The following is a 15,300-nucleotide window of genomic DNA, read 5'->3' on the forward strand; positions in this document are numbered from 1 at the left end:
TGTGTACGGCGTCCACCGGCCCATCCGCGAGGCCCGGACGTCTGGCATCCGGATCGGTCGAACCGGATGCGCTGTCGACAGGTCCTCGGACTCGCTCGGGACTGCGCAAAAGCGCACCGAACACACCGTTGCGGGACAGTTCCGGATTCGCACCGGATTCCCCTGCGACGACAGCGAGCATGAGCATACATGTGGGGGCCGCTCGATGCGGCAGCCCCCAGATGTTGTGTCGGCTGATGCGGGCCGGAACCGTGGAACGCGTTCTGCGGGCCTTTCGGGAGACGGCGGACGGCCCGTCGCGGCCCCTCGGGAAAGGGGCCGCGACGGGCCGTCCTGGGGCCCTGCGGGCGGTCGTCGGAGCGACGCGGGCCCGGCCGGGCGGGCCGACCGTTCCCGAGCGCCGGAGTGCCCGGGAACGGGCCGGTGGCCGACCCGTTCCGGACGCGCGGCGAGCGGTCGGTGACCCGCGCGTCCGGGGAACGCCGGGGGCCGGCGACCGCCCGTTCCGGGCACGCGCAAACAGTCGGCGACCGCTCGTTCCGGACGCGTGGCGAGTGGTCGGTGACCGCCCGCTCCGAGCCGTGGAAGGGGTCGTCCTCAGCGGCCGCCGCCCGGCGCCGCCGCCGCGCTCGGGGGCTCGGGCACGGCCGGCGGCAGCTCCACCCGGACACCCGGATCGCCCGCGTCCGCCGTGTAGTCGGCCGGGGAGGTCTCGTCGATGCCGGCGGGCGCCTTCACCGCGTTCAGGACGAACGTCAGCACCACCGTCACCGCCCCGTTCAGCACGAACGCCGTCAGGCCGATGTAACCGATCTCACCGATGCCGGGGATCTCCGCGGACGATCCGCCGAAGTGCGCCTGGGTCGGACTGGCGACCCCGTAGGCGGCGACCGTCCCGTACACCATGCCGACCGCCCAGCCCGCGAGCAGTGCCCAGCGGTGGAACCAGCGGGTGAACAGGCCGCCGACCAGGGCCGGCATGGTCTGGAGGATCCAGATCCCGCCCAGCAGCTGGAAGTTGATCGCGACCGTCTTGTCCATGGTGAGGACGAAGGCCAGTGCCCCGACCTTCACCAGCAGCGACACCCGCTTGGAGACCTTGGTCTCCTCCTTCGGGGTCGCGTCCGGCTTCAGGAAGTCCTTGTAGATGTTGCGGGTGAAGAGGTTCGCCGCCGCGATCGACATGATCGCGGCGGGCACCAGCGCGCCGATGCCGATGGCGGCGAACGCGACGCCCGCGAACCAGTCGGGGAACATGTTCTCGAACAGCTGCGGAATGGCCAGCTGCCCGTTCTCCACCTTGATCCCGGCGGCGATGGCCATGAAGCCGAGGAGTGCCAGCAGACCCAGCATCAGCGAGTACAGCGGCAGGATCGTGGTGTTGCGCCGGATCACGTCACGGCTGCGGCTGGAGAGCGTCGCCGTGATCGAGTGCGGATACATGAAGAGCGCCAGCGCCGAGCCCAACGCCAGGGTGGCGTAAGCCCATTGGCTCGCCTCGCCGGGCGCCAGGGCGCCGGTCGGCTTCCCGCCGGGCGGGCCGGCGAACTTCTCCTGGGCGGCGGCGAAGATGTCGTGGAACCCGCCCAGCTTGATCGGGATGTAGACGATCGCCACCACGATGACCAGGTAGATCAGGCCGTCCTTGACGAACGCGATCAGCGCGGGGGCCCGCAGTCCCGACGAGTAGGTGTACGCGGCGAGCACCGCGAACGCGAGCAGCAGCGGCAGGTCCTTGACGAACCAGTGCGTGTTCTCGCCGCCGCCGACGCCCATCACGTCCAGCACCGCCTGGATGCCGACGAGTTGCAGCGCGATGTACGGCATCGTGGCGAGGATGCCGGTGACGGCGACCGCCAGCGACAGCCCCTTCGAGCCGAAGCGCCCGCGGACGAAGTCGGACGTCGTCACGTACCCGTGCCGGTGCGAGACCGACCACAGCCGGGGCAGGAAGGTGAAGATCAGCGGATACACCAGGATCGTGTACGGCACGGCGAAGAAGCCCGCCGCGCCCGCCGCGTAGATCGCCGCGGGAACGGCGACGAAGGTGTACGCGGTGTACAGGTCGCCGCCGAGCAGGAACCAGGTGACCCAGGTGCCGAACGACCGTCCGCCCAGGCCCCATTCGTCGAGGCTGGCCTCGTTCTCGGCCCTGCGCCAGCGCGCCGCCAGGAAGCCCATGACCGTGACGGCCGCGAAGAAGAAGACGAAGACGCCGAGCGCGACGCCGTTCACACCGTCCTTCACGCCTGCTCACCCCCCTTGCGGGCGCGCTGGTCGCGCTGCCACAGCTTGTGGGCGACGGCCGTGAGCGCGGTGGAGACCAGCACCCAGAGCATCTGGTACCAGTAGAAGAACGGAATACCGATGAAGGCGGGATCCACCTTCGCGTACGAACTCACCCAGAGCATCGCGACGAACGGCGCGACGAGACAGAGGGCGATGACCACCCGCACCGGCGTGATCGCGGGCGGCCTCCCGCCCGGGCTTGCGGACACGTCCTTCGGACTTGCAGTCATGTGGCGACTCCGTCCCCTCGCTGATCACCTGCTGTGACGCGCAGGAAATCTAGGGGAGGGATTCGGTCACCGTCACCCCCTGATCGCATTTCCGCCCGGAATCGGTTCCGCGGCTGGTGCGCATATTCGGAATATGGTCAGACGTACGGGAGTTGGTGGGCGCGAGACATGCGACCGCCCCCGTGGAGGCGCGTTCCACGGGGGCGGTCGGGAGGGCCGGGCGGGGACCGGCGGGACCGTGAGGACGGGCAGGACCGGGCGGGGCGCCCGCGCGGACGGGACGGCCCACCGGGCGAGCCGGTCGCGCGGTGGGTGGCCCGGCGGGCGTTCGCGCTCGGGACCGTTCAGTCCATCGGCCGCTTCAGGCGCGCCACGAACTTGTACCGGTCGCCCCGGTAGACCGACCGCACCCACTCCACGGGCTCGCCCCTCCCGTCCAGCGAGTGCCGGCACAGCATCAGCATCGGCAGACCCACGTCCGTGCCGAGCAGCCCCGCCTCGCGCGGGGTGGCGAGCGAGGTCTCGATCGTCTCCTCGGCCTCGGCCAGCCTGACGTCGTACACCTCGGACAGCGCGGTGTAGAGCGACGTGTACTTCACCAGCGAACGGCGCAGTGCCGGAAAGCGTTTGGCCGAAAGGTGGGTGGTCTCGATCGCCATCGGCTCCCCGCTGGCGAGCCGCAGCCGCTCGATCCGCAGCACCCGGCCGCCGGTCGTGATGTCGAGCAGCCCGGCGAGCGTGTCGTCGGCCGTGACGTAGCCGATGTCCAGTAGCTGGGACGTGGGTTCCAGTCCCTGGGCGCGCATGTCCTCGGTGTACGAGGTGAGTTGGAGGGCCTGGGAGACCTTCGGCTTGGCCACGAAGGTGCCCTTGCCCTGGATGCGCTCCAGCCGGCCCTCGACGACCAGTTCCTGGAGCGCCTGGCGCACGGTCGTGCGCGAGGTGTCGAACTCGGTGGCCAGGGTGCGCTCCGGCGGCACAGAGGTGCCCGGCGGCATGGTGTCCGTCATGTCGAGGAGATGCCGCTTCAGCCGGTAGTACTTCGGGACGCGCGCCGTTCGTGTGGCCGCGCCCGTCTCGTTCTCCGCACTGCCCCCGTCGGCGCCCATGGCCCGCCTTCCCGACTGCTGCGCTGCTGCCGTCACCGGTTCCTCCGTCTGTCGCGGCTCACATGGTGGCACGGTCCGGTCACGGCTCGTCGCCCTCTCTCGGATGTCGGTCCTGTAACGGACGCGAGTGCACCTCTTATACACCCTTGACACCCGTAAAGGTCTAGGCCAAGCTCCCGGTGCTGGTCTAAACCATTAAAGACCAGGTCCAGCCCCAGCAGTAATCGTCGAATGTCTTCGCGGTGGTGGGCGGGGTTGCGGTGTCCCTGAGGAGGGTTTGGCGTGAAGCGCAAGCTCATCGCGGCGATCGGCGTCGCGGGCATGGTGATCGGCCTCGCGGCGTGCGGGTCGGACGACGGTGACAAGGGCGGCAGGAAGGCCGGTGCGGACGGCTACAAGGGCGAGACGCTCACCGTCTGGACCATGTCCGGATCGAACCCGCCCGGTTGGACGAAGGCCGTCACCGAGGAGTTCGAGCAGAAGACCAAGGCCAAGCTGAAGATCGAGGTCCAGGAATGGAACGGTATTCAGCAGAGGGTCACGACGGCCCTCTCCGAGTCCAACCCGCCGGACGTCCTGGAGATCGGTAACACCCAGACCCCGGCCTATGCCAAGACCGGTGGCCTCGCCGAGCTCGGTGACCTCAAGAAGGAGATCGGCTCCGCCTGGGCCGACGGCGTCAACGCGCCCTCCGTCTACGAGGACAAGCAGTACGCCCTGCCATGGTACGTGGGCAACCGCGTCGTCATGTACAACAAGAAGGTCTTCAAGGAAGCCGGCATCACCGAGACGCCGAAGACCCGCGCCGACCTCTTCAAGGCGTTCGACGCCATCAAGGAGAAGGGCGACGCCGAGCCCGTCTACCTGCCCGGCCAGAACTGGTACTTCTTCGACGGCCTGCTCGTCGGCAAGGACGTCTCGCCGGTCAGGAAGGAAGGCGGCAAGTACGTCTCCAACCTGGCCGACCCGAAGGTCGCCGAGGCCATGGACGTCTACAAGCAGTACCAGTCCTACTCCAAGGCGCCCAAGGACAAGGACGAGGCCACCCCGCAGCAGGCCGAGGTCTTCGCCAAGGGCAAGACCGGTGCCGTCATCGCGATGGGCTACGAGGCCGGCACCGCCATCCAGGCCAACCCCGCCATCAAGGACGACATCGGCTTCTTCACCATCCCCGGTGAGACCGCGGACAAGCCCGAGGGCGTGTTCCTCGGCGGCTCCAACCTCGCCGTGGCCGCGGGCAGCAAGAAGCAGGAGCTGGCCAAGGAGTTCCTGAAGATCGCGCTCTCCGAGAAGAACGACGGCGCGCTCATCAAGGAGGTCGGCTGGTCTCCGAAGAACGACGCCATGCAGAAGTACACCGTGGGCCAGCCCGCGGCCGAGGCAGCCGGTCCGGCCGCCTCCAAGTCCGGTGGTACCACGCCGCTGATCCCGGAGTGGGCGCCGGTCGAGAACCCGCCGAACCCGATCAAGACCTACATGACGCTGGTCCTGCAGGGCAAGTCGCCGGCCGACGCCGCCAAGCAGGTCGAGGGCGAGTTCAACAAGCGCCTCGGCCAGCAGCAGTAATCGCAGTAACGCGTCCCGCGCCGGGGCTGCGGGTCACCACCCGCCGCCCCGGCCGTACGCGCCGTTCCGTGTAGGGCTTTGCTGGAAGAGATGGCGAGCATGGCAGTGCAAACCGATCCCTCGGACGTGGCCAGGACGGCCGCGGTCCGCGGTCAGGGCGGGACACCACCCGTCGGGCGGCGCGGGGACAGAAAGCGGAGAGCGGGGGCGGGCGCCGCGCCGTACCTGCTGATGGTTCCCGCGCTCGCGGTGACGGCGGTCTTCCTCGGGTATCCCCTGGTGAAGAACATCCTGCTGTCGTTCCAGAACCTCAACATGGGGCAGCTCATCCAGCATGTCACCGAGTGGAACGGCTTCAAGAACTACCAGGAGATCCTCACCGGTGAGGACTTCTGGCGAGTCACCCTCCGCACCATCGTCTTCACCGCCGTCAACGTCGGGCTGATCATGGTGCTCGGCACCCTCATCGGCCTGCTCCTCGCCCGCCTCGGCAAGAAGATGCGCTTCGCCCTGATGCTCGGGCTCATCCTCGCCTGGGCCATGCCGATCGTGGCCGCCTCGACGGTGTACCAGTGGCTGTTCGCCTCGCGCTTCGGGGTCGTCAACTACGTCCTGGACAAGCTCGGCCGGCACTCGATGGCCGACTTCAACTGGACCGGATCGCAGTTCTCCACGTTCTTCGTGGTCACCCTGATGATCGTCTGGCAGTCGATCCCGTTCGTCGCGATCAACCTCTTCGCGGCGACCACGACCATCCCCAAGGAACTGTACGAGGCGGCCTCGCTCGACGGCGCCGGCGCCTGGAAGAGCTTCACGTCCGTGACCATGCCCTTCCTGCGGCCCTTCCTCTACGCCACGACCTTCCTCGAAGTCATCTGGGTCTTCAAGGCGTTTCCGCAGATCTACATCATCAACCAGGGCGGACCCACCCGCCTCACCGAGACGCTGCCGATCTACGCGTTCGTCGAGGGTGTCGGCAACCAGCACTACGGCATGGGTGCCGCGATCTCCCTGCTCACCATCCTGATCATGCTGGGGCTGACCTCCTACTACCTCCGCATCGTTCTCAAGCAAGAGGAGGACGAGCTGTGAAGCGCTCGCTGTTCGGCCGCATCTGGCCCAACGCCCTCGCCGTCATCCTGTTCGCCGGGCTGGTCTTCCCCGTCTACTGGATGTTCACCACGGCCTTCAAGCCCACCGGCGACATCATCACCGAGACCCCGGTCTGGTTCCCCACCGAGATCACCTTCGAGCACTTCGAGAAGGCCGTCGGTGTGGAGCACTTCTGGACGCTGGTCCGGAACTCGCTGACCGTCACCCTGCTCGCGGTGATCTTCTCCCTGTTCCTCGCGCTCTTCGCCTCGTTCGCCGTGGCGCGCATGCGGTTCCGGGGACGCAAGGGCCTGATCGTGACGTTCATGGTGGCCCAGATGGCGCCCTGGGAGGTCATGGTCATCGCGATCTACATGCTGGTGCGCGACGCGGACATGCTCAACAGCCTGGTCCCGCTGACGCTCTTCTACATGATGATGGTGCTCCCCTTCACGCTCCTCACGCTGCGCGGCTACGTCGCCGCGGTGCCCAAGGAACTGGAGGAGTCCGCCATGGTCGACGGCTGCACCCGCCCGCAGGCGTTCGTCAAGGTGATCCTGCCGCTCCTCGCGCCCGGCCTGATGGCCACCTCGCTCTTCGGCTTCATCACCGCGTGGAACGAGTTCCCGCTGGTCCTGATCCTCAACAAGGACCCCGAGGCCAAGACGCTGCCGCTGTGGCTCTCGCAGTTCCAGAGCCAGTTCGGCAACGACTGGGGCGCCACCATGGCCGCGGCGTCGATCTTCGCCATCCCGATCCTCATCCTCTTCGTCTTCCTGCAGCGCAGGGCCGTCAGCGGCCTCACCGACGGCGCCGTGAAGGGATAACGCTGCCTCATGACCACCCTGACCTCTGCCACGGACACCCTCACCCGCGACGCCCTCGCCGTCCTCCAGCCCGGATTCACCGGCACCACCGCCCCGGACTGGGTGCTGCGCCGGGTCGGCGAAGGGCTCGCCTCCGTCGCGCTGTTCGGCCGCAACGTCCAGGCGCCCGAACAGGTCACCGCGCTCACCGCCCAGCTCAGGGCCGAGCGCGAGGACCTCCTCGTGGCGATCGACGAGGAGGGCGGCGACGTCACCCGGCTGGAGGTCCGCACCGGCTCCTCCTTCCCCGGCAACCTCGCGCTCGGGTACGTCGACGACGTGGACCTGACCCGCGCGGTCGCCCAGGAGCTGGGCCGCCGGCTCGCCGAGTGCGGCGTCGACCTCAACTGGGCCCCGTCCGCCGACATCAACTCCAACCCGGACAACCCGGTCATCGGCGTGCGCGCCTTCGGCGCCGACACACAGCTCGTCGCCCGGCACACCGCCGCGTACATCGAGGGCCTCCAGGCGTCCGGAGTCGCCGCCTGCACCAAGCACTTCCCCGGACACGGCGACACCGCCGTCGACTCGCACCACGCGATGCCCCGCATCGACGTCGACCTGGAGACCCTGCACGCCCGGGAGCTGGTGCCCTTCCGCGCCGCCATCGAGGCGGGCTCCAAGTGCGTGATGAGCGCGCACATCCTCCTCCCCGCGCTCGACGCGGACCGCCCCGGGACGGTCAGCCCGCGGATCCTCACCGGCCTGCTGCGCGAGGAACTGGGCTACGACGGCCTGATCGTCACCGACGCCGTCGAGATGCGGGCCATCGCCGGGACCTACGGCATCGAGCGCGGCTCCGTCCTCGCCATCGCCGCGGGCGCCGACGCGCTGTGCGTCGGCGGCGGCCTGGAGGACGACGGCACCGTGCTGCGGCTGCGCGACGCACTGGTCACGGCGGTGCGCAACGGCGAACTCCCCGAGGAGCGGCTCGCGGACGCGGCCGCGCGGGTCCGCGCCCTCGCGTCCTGGACGCGGGCGGCGAAGCGGGCCGGTCCGGAGCCGGGCGCGGCAGCGCGGGAGGGGACCGTGCCCGGCACCGCGGCCGGTTCCGGCATCGGCCTGGTCGCCGCCCGCCGCGCCGTGCGCGTGACCGGCTCCGCCGAGCCGCTGACCGCGCCCGCCTACGTCGCCTCGTTCACCTCCGCGTCGAACATCGCGGTCGGCGACGAGACCCCCTGGGGCGTGGTCGCCGAGCTGGACCGGCTGGTGCCGGGCACGCGGACGGGCACGTACGACGGTGAGACCGAGGAGCCCGCGGCCGCCGTGGTGCGAGCAGCGGGGGAGCGGCGCATCGTCGTGGTCGTCCGCGACGCCCACCGCCACGCCTGGATGGGCGAGGCCCTGGACGCCCTGCTCGCGCGGCGCCCGGACACGGTCGTGGTCGAGATGGGCGTCCCGCAGGCACCCGCCAGGGGAGCCCTGCACATCGCCACGCACGGCGCCGCCCGTGTCTGCGGGCAGGCGGCCGCGGAGATCATCGCGCGGGGCGGCGCGGAGGACTGAGAGCCGAAGCGTGGTGCGGGGGAGAGGGGGCCGGACCACGCCCCCGGTCCCGTACGACGTCCGCCCGCACGGGCTGTCCGTTCGCACGGGCCGTGCCGGTCCGGATGCCAGGAGGCCCGGGGCACCCGAGGTGGGTGCTCCGGGCCTCCTGGCGTGCCGGGCCGCGGGCGGTGTGTCTACAGCCCCTGCCAGGACGGCTTCGCCGCGTACGTGGCACGGAAGTAGTCCGCCAGCTTCAGCTTGGCGGCGGCGGCCTCGTCGACCACCACCGTCGCGTGCGGGTGCAGCTGCAGCGCCGAGGCCGGCACGATCGAGGCCAACGGCCCCTCCACCGTCTGCGCCACGGCGTCCGCCTTGCCCTCGCCGGTGGCGAGCAGGATCGGGTGGCGGGCCTCCAGGATGGTGCCGATGCCCTGGGTGATCACGTGGTGCGGCACCTGGGAGACGTCGTCGTCGAAGAAGCGCGCGTTGTCGATCCGGGTCTGCTCGGTGAGTGTCTTGATCCGGGTGCGGGACGCGAGCGAGGAGCACGGCTCGTTGAAGCCGATGTGGCCGTCGGTGCCGATGCCGAGGAGCTGGATATCGACCCCGCCGGCCTCGGCGAGCGCCTTGTCGTACGCCTCGCAGGCGGCCGGGACGTCCTCGGCGGAACCGTCGGGGCCCATGAAGGACTCCTCGGACAGGCCGAGCGGTTCGACGACCTCGCGCAGCACCACGGAACGGTAGGACTCCGGGTGGCCCGCGGGCAGTCCGACGTACTCGTCGAGCTGGCAGATGCGGGCGCGCGAGACGTCCACGGCACCGGAGCGGACCTTCTCCGCCAGCGCGCGGTAGATGGGCAGCGGGGTAGAGCCGGTGGCAACGCCGAGAAGGGCGTCGGGCTTGCGGCTCAGCAGGACGCCGATGGCCTCCGCGATGAGTTCGCCGCCTGCCTTGGCGTCCGGGACGATGACAACTTCCACGCTGGGCCTGCCGATCTGAAGAGTGGTATCAGGTGGTATAGACCAATCAAGTTCCCAATCTAGCAGAAACGGGCGACGCGGACACGGCGTGGACGAGGCGTGGACGGGGGCGGCCGTGCCCGTCCCGGCCGCGTCCGGCCCGGCGGGCCTGCGCGCCCCTGTGTCCGACTGATTCGGGAGGCGTCTCCTGTGCGCGGGAACGCTTCCCGGACAGGGGCCGTATCGGAACACCCCCGGGAGGGCCGGGAGGCGCTCGATGTGGCAGTCACGTCCTCGGTCGGGGAGAGCGGGCAACCGGGCCGGATCGTGGCCCGTGAGCTGGCCGAGCAGCCCGCGCCGCCGGCCCGGATCGCCGAGTCCCGCCGGCGTCGGCCCGGATCACCCGGACCCGCCGACACGTCGGGCCCGGGGGAGCGCGCGGGCCCCGGGGAGACGCGGGCCGCGTCGGCCCGGAAACACCCGCGGGCCGCGGCGCCAGGACGGGACCCTCGGCCCGTCCGGCACCGCAGCCCGGAATGTGACCGCCCACCGGACGGCCCGCTCGGCCGGCGGTGTGCGGTGCCGTCGGCCGGGAGAGGCGCCCGCGCGGTCAGGGCAGAGAGCGCGGATGCCTCGATCCGCCCTCCTGTGCGGGGAGAGCGGAAGCTCTGTCCCCAGCATTGTGGACTAGACCATTCGCCCCTGTCCATCCATCGGAGCACGGCAATTCCGCAGGCCCGTTTTCTTCCACGTACGACGGCGTCGTCCGGTTCGGAACCATGCCGTGTGCGCGGGTACGCTCGCACACGTGCCCTCCATGAACGACCTCGTCCGCCAGCACACAGCCCTCGGTGACACCGACCTGGAGTGGCTGCATCTGCTGGTCTCGGAGTGGCAATTGCTCTCCGACCTGTCCTTCGCCGACCTCGTGCTCTGGGTCCCCACCCGCGACGGCACCCGCTACGTGTCCGTGGCCCAGATGCGGCCCAACACCGGACCGACCTCCTACCAGAACGACATGGTGGGCCACCTGGTGCCGCGCGGTCGTCGGCCGATGCTCGACGTGGCGCTGGACGAGGGCCGGATCGTGCGCGAGGGCGACCCGGAATGGCGCGAGGAGGTCCCGGTGCGGGTGGAGTCGATCCCCGTGCGCCGGGAGGGCCGGGTCCTCGGCGTGATCGCCCGCAACACCAACCTGCTGACCGTGCGCACGCCGTCCCGGCTGGAGCTCACCTATCTGCAGTCGGCCTCCGACCTGGCCCAGATGATCGCCGCCGGGACCTTCCCGTTCCCCGGCCAGCAGGTCGACATGGACGCCTCGCCCCGCGTCGGCGACGGGCTGCTCCGGCTCGACGCCGACGGCGTCGTGCAGTACGCCAGCCCCAACGGCCTCTCCGCGTACCACCGCCTCGGTCTCGCCTCCGACCTGGTCGGCCAGCACCTGGGCTCGATCACCGCCGAACTCGCCCCGTCCCGGGGGCCGGTGGACGAGGCGCTGGTCAAACTGGCCAGTGGCTACGCGCCCCGTGAGTTCGAGGTCGAGGGCGCGGGCGGAGTGATCCAGCTCCGGGCCATCCCGCTCAAGCCCAAGGGTGTCCGGATCGGTTCGCTGGTCCTCCTGAGGGACGTCACCGAACTGCGCCGCCGCGAGCGGGAGCTGATCACCAAGGACGCCACCATCCGGGAGATCCACCACCGGGTGAAGAACAACCTCCAGACCGTCGCGGCCCTGTTGCGGCTCCAGGCCCGGCGGATGGACTCGGTCCGGGGGCGCGAGGCCCTCAATGAGGCGGTGCGGCGCGTCGGTTCGATCGCCATCGTCCATGAGACGCTGTCTCAGAATCTGGACGAGCGCGTGGAGTTCGACGAGATCGCCGACCGGGTCATCGCCATGGTCGCGGAGATCTCTCCGGGCAAGGTCACCTGCCGCCGCACGGGGCGCTTCGGCATCCTCGACGCCGAGGTGGCCACGCCGCTGGCGATGGTTCTGACGGAGGTCCTGCAGAACGCGCTGGAGCACGCCTTCACGCTCGCCGAGCACGGCACGGTGGACGTGTCCGCGGTGCGCGGCGGCACCTCCGTCGAACAGCGGCTGCTGATCACGGTCCAGGACGACGGATGCGGTCTGCCCGAGGGCTTCGACCCGCAGAGCGCCGGCAACCTGGGCCTGCAGATCGTGCGGACGCTGGTGGAGGGGGAGCTGGGCGGGACCTTCGCCATGATCCCGGCGCCCGGGCGCGGCACCCAGGTCGTCCTCGACATCCCGGTGCGGTCCCACAAGTAGTCCCGTTCGGCAGCGGGGCGCCGGTTCCGGCGGTACATACGGCAGCGAGCCCGGACCGTGTTGGACGGTCCGGGCTCGCTGTTCATGCATGCGCTGTGGGGGGTACTGCGCGCTGCGACTCGGGGGCGGGGTTGTGCGTACGCGCTGTACGCGCCGCCGGGCTGAGACTCGTAGCGGTGGCGTCGGCTCAGGCGCTGGCGTTACGCGCCCGGTTGCGAGCGGCACGGCGCTTCATCGCGCGGCGCTCGTCCTCGCTGAGGCCACCCCAGACACCGGAGTCCTGGCCGGACTCGAGCGCCCACTGCAGGCACTGCTCCATGACGGGGCAGCGACGGCAGACGGCCTTGGCTTCCTCGATCTGCAGCAGCGCAGGACCGGTGTTGCCGATGGGGAAGAACAGCTCGGGGTCTTCCTCACGACAAACGGCGTTGTGACGCCAGTCCATGGCTGCTACCTCTCCTTGGTGTTGCATACAGTGCTTGTGAATGTGAACGCTTTCACGAATCCCCCCGCAGGTAACGGGCCGACGCCCAGATGAACTGGTTGTGGTCCTGTGAAATGAGGAGGGGTTCTGGCTCTCAGTGGAGGCCGTTGTCGCGGGCCGTCCCGATCGCCATGTAGAGATTCGCAAACCTCGGCGACGGATACAACCCCTTCCGGAAAGTTTTTTTTGATTCCTCGGTGTCGACTAGGTCACAGCCGTACTTCTATGGGGTGGAGTCCAGCCCAAACGTTCGACTTGAAGGACTTTGGGCCCTTCCACTCACACAATCACACGCAGTGCACGGCGTACGCCTGTGAACGTCACACTCGTGCGCACTCCGAGATGGTCGCCGTCCATCTGGAAAGGGAGGGGCGCCTTTGAATGCAAGGTGAAGTCCGTGAGGTCGTGAAGGGAGACGGCGTGCTTGCCGCGAGGGCCCTTCTCGGGGCTCGACGTGAGCAGCTGGGTGGCGTAGCGGGCGACCGCCGAGGTGGAGAGCCGCTTGAGTCCGAGCACGTCCAGGCCGGTGTCGAAGGAGGCTGTCGGGGAGGCGTATATGGGGCGGTTCCCCAGGTAGGTCCAGGGGGAGGTGTTCGAGATTATGGACAGCGCGAGATCGTCGACCGGTGCCAGGCCGGGAGCCTCCAGTCTGATCGTTCCATGCCGACGGCGCGGTTCTTCCAGGAATTGCCGGACCACCTGGCGCACGTACAACGCGTGTGTCGATCGTTTCCCGAGTTCGCGCTTTTGTTCGACGCGGCCGATCACGCTCGCGTCGAATCCGAGCCCGGCGCAGAAAGTGAACCAGCGTTCAGGGACGGATTCGTCCTCGGTGCCCGGGGTGCCGGCCGCCAGTCCGAGGCCGACGGTGCGTTCGGTGCGGTTGGCGAGCGCGTCCAGGATCGCGCCGGTCGCCTCGACCGCGTCGTTCGGCAGGCCCAGCGCGCGCGCGAAGACGTTGGTGGAGCCGCCGGGGACCACCGCGAGCCGGGGCAGGACGTCCAGGTCGGGGCCGTTGTGGAGCAGTCCGTTGACGATCTCGTTGACCGTGCCGTCGCCGCCCAGCGACACCACGAGGTCGATCTCCCCGGAGTCCGCGGCCTCCCGTCCGAGGTCCCGGGCGTGCCCCCGGTACTCCGTGGTCACGGCCTCCAGCTTCATCTCGCTGGCCAGGGCGTGGATGAGTACGTCACGGGTCCGCGCACTGGTGGTGGTAGCAGCTGGATTGACCACGAGAAGTGCGCGCATGACGGCCAGAGTACCTACCCGGTGGTATCGCCTTGAAGTCCTGTCCCATGACCTCACGCTCGGTGACGGACCGCGCGCGGTGGGACGGGCAGGTGCCCGCGAGCCGTGGTGCTCGCCACCCCGGCTTCGCTTTCGGGGGGCCGGGATGCCAACCTGCAGGGGTGAGTACTCAGCAGAACGCGCCCGACTCGTCGCCGTCGTCGCCCTCGCCGTCGGCCGGACCGGCGAAGCCGAGCAGGATCACGCTCGTGGCGGTGCTCACCGCCCTGGAGGGGACGGCGCTCGTCGTCGGCGGGATCTACATGCTGGTGATGGGGATGCTCGGACACCCCGAGAGCTCGCAGCAGGCGGAGATGGGGGGCCTCACCCTGATCGCGCTGGGCCTGATCCCGCTGATCGCGGCGCGCGGTCTGCTGCTGCGGCGCAGCTGGAGCCGGGGCCCCGCGCTCATCACGCAGATCATGGGGCTTCCGGTGGCGTGGACACTGCTGAGGTCCCACGGCGCGCTGATCCCGACCGGGATCGTGCTCGCCGTGGTGGTCGTGACCTCGCTCTACCAGCTGCTCAGGCCCACGACGATCGAGGAACTCGGCATCCGCCGACCCGGGACCACGACGCCGGACGCCTGAGAGCCTGTCGGGAGCCGGGCCCGGGCGGGGCCCGCTGGGCCGGGGCCGGCGGGGCACCCGGGCTCCGGGGCGGTCCGCCCGGCACGGCCGGACGTCCCCGCCGGCCGTATGCCTCCGACTCCGCCCCTACTCCTCGACGAGCAGGCGTTCGCGCAGCTGGGCCAGGGTGCGGGCGAGCAGCCGCGAGACGTGCATCTGGGAGATGCCGACCTCCTGGGCGATCTGCGACTGGGTCATGTTGCCGAAGAAACGCAGCAGCAGGATCCGCTTCTCGCGCGGCGGGAGGTCCTCCAGCAGCGGCTTGAGCGACTCCCGGTACTCGACGCCCTCCAGCGCCTCGTCCTCGGACCCGAGCGTGTCCGCGACCGCGGGCGACTCGTCGTCCGTGTCCGGCACGTCCAGCGAGAGTGTGCTGTACGCATTGGCCGATTCCAGCCCCTCCAGCACCTCTTCCTCGGAGATGCCCAGGCGCTCGGCCAGTTCGTGCACCGTCGGCGAGCGGCCGTGCAGCTGGGAGAGTTCGGCGGTCGCCGTGGTGAGCGACAGCCGCAGCTCCTGGAGCCGGCGCGGCACCCGGACCGCCCAGCCCTTGTCACGGAAGTGGCGCTTGATCTCGCCGACGACCGTGGGGGTCGCGTACGTCGAGAACTCGACGCCGCGGTCCGGATCGAACCGGTCCACCGACTTGATCAGACCGATCGTGGCGACCTGCGTCAGGTCGTCGAGCGGCTCGCCGCGGTTACGGAACCGGCGGGCCAGGTGCTCCACGAGCGGCAGATGCATCCGCACCAGCTGATTGCGCAGCTCCGCCCGCTCGGGCGAACCGTCGGGAAGGGCGCGCAGTTCGACGAAGAGCGCCCGCGCCCCGCTGCGGTCCCGTGGATCGTGGTGCCCGTGCTCGCTCATCTGGCCTGCCCGCTCCGCCTGCGACTGCTCCACCGCGAACGCACGGCTCGCGGGCTCGTCCGCCCCGTCCTCCGGATGGGGCAGGGCCTGCTGTTCCGGGATGGCCGCCGCACGCACCACCCCTGGTCGGATCGTCTCGTCCCGCACCGG

13 protein-coding genes and 1 riboswitch are annotated in these 15,300 nt (G+C 69.9%); of the genes, 6 read left to right on the plus strand and 7 right to left on the minus strand.

The window, feature by feature from the left end; all coding sequences use genetic code 11:
- Positions 1-80: 80 nt before the first annotated feature.
- Positions 81-162: riboswitch (cobalamin riboswitch) on the minus strand.
- A gap of 435 nt (positions 163-597) precedes the next feature.
- The 3 genes from mctP to ACFYXM_RS05080 form a co-directional block, all read right to left on the minus strand.
- Positions 598-2,247 (minus strand): monocarboxylate uptake permease MctP, encoded by a 1,650-nt coding sequence (gene mctP, locus ACFYXM_RS05070; RefSeq protein WP_389286960.1) that lies wholly within the window; start codon positions 2,245-2,247, stop codon positions 598-600.
- Complete coding sequence (locus ACFYXM_RS05075) at positions 2,244-2,519, minus strand: DUF3311 domain-containing protein (protein ID WP_389286962.1); 276 nt, start codon at positions 2,517-2,519, stop codon at positions 2,244-2,246. Before ACFYXM_RS05075 ends, mctP begins: the two co-directional genes overlap by 4 nt.
- A gap of 344 nt (positions 2,520-2,863) precedes the next feature.
- A complete protein-coding gene (locus ACFYXM_RS05080) occupies positions 2,864-3,628 on the minus strand; it encodes a GntR family transcriptional regulator (protein ID WP_389287177.1) in 765 nt (254 codons plus the stop codon).
- 282 nt (positions 3,629-3,910) lie between these two features.
- On the opposite strand from ACFYXM_RS05080, the gene ACFYXM_RS05085 reads away from it, so the two are divergent.
- The 4 genes from ACFYXM_RS05085 to ACFYXM_RS05100 all read left to right on the plus strand — a co-directional run bounded on the left by ACFYXM_RS05085 (position 3,911) and on the right by ACFYXM_RS05100 (position 8,658).
- A complete protein-coding gene (locus tag ACFYXM_RS05085; RefSeq protein WP_389286964.1) occupies positions 3,911-5,194 on the plus strand; it encodes an extracellular solute-binding protein in 1,284 nt (427 codons plus the stop codon).
- A 99-nt stretch (positions 5,195-5,293) separates the two neighbouring features.
- Positions 5,294-6,286: a carbohydrate ABC transporter permease gene (locus ACFYXM_RS05090; protein WP_389286966.1), complete on the plus strand. Its 993-nt coding sequence runs from the start codon at positions 5,294-5,296 to the stop codon at positions 6,284-6,286.
- Positions 6,283-7,113: a carbohydrate ABC transporter permease gene (locus tag ACFYXM_RS05095; RefSeq protein WP_389286968.1), complete on the plus strand. Its 831-nt coding sequence runs from the start codon at positions 6,283-6,285 to the stop codon at positions 7,111-7,113. Before ACFYXM_RS05090 ends, ACFYXM_RS05095 begins: the two co-directional genes overlap by 4 nt.
- Before the next feature lie 9 nt (positions 7,114-7,122).
- Positions 7,123-8,658: a glycoside hydrolase family 3 protein gene (locus ACFYXM_RS05100; RefSeq protein ID WP_389286970.1), complete on the plus strand. Its 1,536-nt coding sequence runs from the start codon at positions 7,123-7,125 to the stop codon at positions 8,656-8,658.
- A 176-nt stretch (positions 8,659-8,834) separates the two neighbouring features.
- Here ACFYXM_RS05100 and nagB read toward each other — a convergent pair whose 3' ends face one another.
- Complete coding sequence (gene nagB, locus ACFYXM_RS05105; protein ID WP_389286972.1) at positions 8,835-9,620, minus strand: glucosamine-6-phosphate deaminase; 786 nt, start codon at positions 9,618-9,620, stop codon at positions 8,835-8,837.
- 796 nt (positions 9,621-10,416) lie between these two features.
- On the opposite strand from nagB, the gene ACFYXM_RS05110 reads away from it, so the two are divergent.
- Complete coding sequence (locus ACFYXM_RS05110; protein ID WP_362021402.1) at positions 10,417-11,883, plus strand: PAS domain-containing sensor histidine kinase; 1,467 nt, start codon at positions 10,417-10,419, stop codon at positions 11,881-11,883.
- 187 nt (positions 11,884-12,070) lie between these two features.
- Here the strand turns inward: ACFYXM_RS05110 and ACFYXM_RS05115 are convergent, their stop codons facing one another.
- Together ACFYXM_RS05115 and ACFYXM_RS05120 are read right to left on the minus strand one after the other, a co-directional pair.
- The gene (locus ACFYXM_RS05115) at positions 12,071-12,328 is read right to left on the minus strand and encodes a WhiB family transcriptional regulator (protein ID WP_003953983.1); all 258 of its coding nucleotides are present in this window, start codon (positions 12,326-12,328) and stop codon (positions 12,071-12,073) included.
- A 318-nt stretch (positions 12,329-12,646) separates the two neighbouring features.
- A complete protein-coding gene (locus ACFYXM_RS05120) occupies positions 12,647-13,615 on the minus strand; it encodes a diacylglycerol/lipid kinase family protein (RefSeq protein ID WP_389286974.1) in 969 nt (322 codons plus the stop codon).
- A 248-nt stretch (positions 13,616-13,863) separates the two neighbouring features.
- On the opposite strand from ACFYXM_RS05120, the gene ACFYXM_RS05125 reads away from it, so the two are divergent.
- A complete protein-coding gene (locus ACFYXM_RS05125) occupies positions 13,864-14,244 on the plus strand; it encodes a hypothetical protein (protein ID WP_389286976.1) in 381 nt (126 codons plus the stop codon).
- 126 nt (positions 14,245-14,370) lie between these two features.
- Here ACFYXM_RS05125 and ACFYXM_RS05130 read toward each other — a convergent pair whose 3' ends face one another.
- The gene (locus ACFYXM_RS05130) at positions 14,371-15,297 is read right to left on the minus strand and encodes an RNA polymerase sigma factor SigF (protein ID WP_389287180.1); all 927 of its coding nucleotides are present in this window, start codon (positions 15,295-15,297) and stop codon (positions 14,371-14,373) included.
- Positions 15,298-15,300 lie beyond the last annotated feature (3 nt).

The sequence above is a fragment of the Streptomyces sp. NPDC002476 genome, assembly GCF_042889785.1.
Lineage (GTDB): Bacteria > Actinomycetota > Actinomycetes > Streptomycetales > Streptomycetaceae > Streptomyces.